Raw genomic sequence first — 1,879 nt, 5'->3', positions numbered from 1 at the left:
CTGCACTAGGTTGCCCATCCCATGAGCGAATTGATTCTGGCCTCCACGTCGAGCGCTCGGCGGGCCCTGATGGATGGACTGAGGCTTCCCTATCGCGCCGAGGCCCCCGGCGTGGACGAGGTGGTGGCACCCCACCTGTCGGCGACGGAGGCCGTGCGGGAGCTCGCGTCGCGCAAGGCCCGCGCGGTGCAGCAGCGGCACCCGGAGGCCTGGGTGCTGGGCGCGGACCAGCTCGTCGAGGTGGCGGGCGAAGTCCTCTCCAAGCCCGTGGACCGGAGCGCGGCTCGGGAGCAACTGCGCAAGCTGGTGGGCACCACCCACGCCATCCACACCGGGGTGTGTCTGGTGGGGCCCGGCGGTGAGGCGCACGAAGCCGTGGAGACGGCGCGGCTGACCTTCTACCGGGTTGGGGACGAGGAGCTGGAGCGCTACCTCGACCTGAACGAATGGGAGGGCTGCTGCGGCAGCTACCGCGTGGAGGAGGCCGGACAGGCCCTGTTGGAGCGGCTCGACGGCGACCGCGCCAACGTGCAGGGCCTGCCCATGGTGACGGTGGTGCGGCTGCTGCGGCAGGCGGGCTTCCGCTTCTTCGAGCGCCGCTGACGCCGGACGGCAGGCCGCTTCGTCGCGCTCAGGGCCCGCGCTCCGCGCCGTCACGCGTCGGAGGACAGCTCCGCGAGAATCTCCGCGTAGGCGGCGCGCGCCTTGTCGGACTGGTCCGCCTTGAAGCTCACCGCGGCCACCACCGGGTGCCCGCCTCCGCCGTAGCGCCCGGCGATGGCGGACAAGTCGTGCCGCCGCAGCTCCGGCTTCCACGGGTTGGAGCCGATGGACACCTTGGCCCGCGAAGCACCCTTCCCCACCCACAGCGTGTAGCGCGCGTCCGGATAGAGGGCGTAGGCGATGAACTTGTTGAGGCTGTCCACGCCTTCATCCACGAGGTCGAAGAAGACGACGCCGCGCTCGTAGCGCGCCTGGGCACGCACCAGCTCGATGTTCGCCTGGTGGCGCGCCAGCAGCGGCGCCAGCGGCGTGGCGATGAGCGGCGAGGCGGCGATGTCCGCCAGCGACTCGGACTGCATGCGGCGGATGACCTCGGGGATGAGGCCCGGGTCCTTGTTGGCCTCCAGCACCGTCATGATGCGCAGCGCGGGCTCCTCCAGCGCCACCGCCATTTGCGGCGAGGGGAACTGCGCCCCGTCGATGATTTCCGCCCAGTGGATGAGGTCCGACAGGGGCGACGCATCCCAGCCGAAGCGCTCCCGGGCCACGTCCGCCAGGTACTTCGTGCAGCTCTTGCGGTGCCCGTCGTGAAACTTGCGCCCGCTGGTGTCCGCGCGGAAGTGCGCCTCGTCCCCCGGCTGCTGGAAGGCGGAGGCGTGGTGGTCGAACCACCACGTGAGCCGCGCGTCCTGGCTGTAGCGGAAGTCGACGATGACGTTCTCCTCGCCGGTGAACACCGCCGGGTCGATGCCCTCGGCGCCCGGCTTGTGGTTCAGGCCGAGGTACCGGAAGGCCGCGTCCGGCCGGATGCGCTCCCGATAGAAGCGGGAGAACACGGCCGCGCTCGCGGCGCCGTCGAAGCAGCTGTCGTGAAAGAGGACCTGGACGTTCATGGCGACGAGCCCCTTACTGCAACGTGAGTCCCGCGCCCACCGTCGTGAAGGCCACCTCGTCCGCGCCGCCACTCGCCTGGGCGGCCACCACCGCCAGCCCCACGAGCCGCCCGTCCGCCAGCACCCCGCACGCCAGCGTGCCCTCCGCGCCCCCCGGCGTGCGCAGCGGATGCACGGTGGCCTTGCTCCCCAACGCCGGAGGCGCGGGCAATGACAGCGCCTGTCCTAACGTGCCGCCCAGCGCCTGGAGCAGTCCCTTGCAG

2 protein-coding genes and 1 pseudogene are annotated in these 1,879 nt (G+C 71.4%); 1 reads left to right on the top strand and 2 read right to left on the bottom strand.

Going from position 1 to position 1,879, the window contains the following annotated elements; translation table 11 throughout:
• Positions 1-21 precede the first annotated feature (21 nt).
• Positions 22-603, top strand: a complete 582-nt coding sequence (locus G4D87_RS37225) for a Maf family protein (protein WP_163787512.1) — start codon at positions 22-24, stop codon at positions 601-603.
• Positions 604-653: 50 nt separating this feature from the next.
• Here the strand turns inward: G4D87_RS37225 and G4D87_RS37220 are convergent, their stop codons facing one another.
• A complete protein-coding gene (locus tag G4D87_RS37220) occupies positions 654-1,616 on the bottom strand; it encodes a hypothetical protein (RefSeq protein ID WP_163787511.1) in 963 nt (320 codons plus the stop codon).
• Positions 1,617-1,629: 13 nt separating this feature from the next.
• Positions 1,630-1,879: pseudogene (locus G4D87_RS37215) on the bottom strand (zinc ribbon domain-containing protein); the annotation flags it as partial.

The organism is Myxococcus vastator (assembly GCF_010894475.1).
Lineage (GTDB): Bacteria > Myxococcota > Myxococcia > Myxococcales > Myxococcaceae > Myxococcus > Myxococcus vastator.
Note: the sequence above shows the minus strand (reverse complement) of the source record. Positions and strands in the feature narration are given on the sequence as shown.

Coding starts and splice junctions, on each gene's coding strand:
- G4D87_RS37225 (WP_163787512.1), top strand. CDS start 22: ATGAGCGAATTGATTCTGGCCTCCACGTCGAGCGCTCGGCGGGCCCTG.
- G4D87_RS37220 (WP_163787511.1), bottom strand. CDS start 1,616: ATGAACGTCCAGGTCCTCTTTCACGACAGCTGCTTCGACGGCGCCGCG.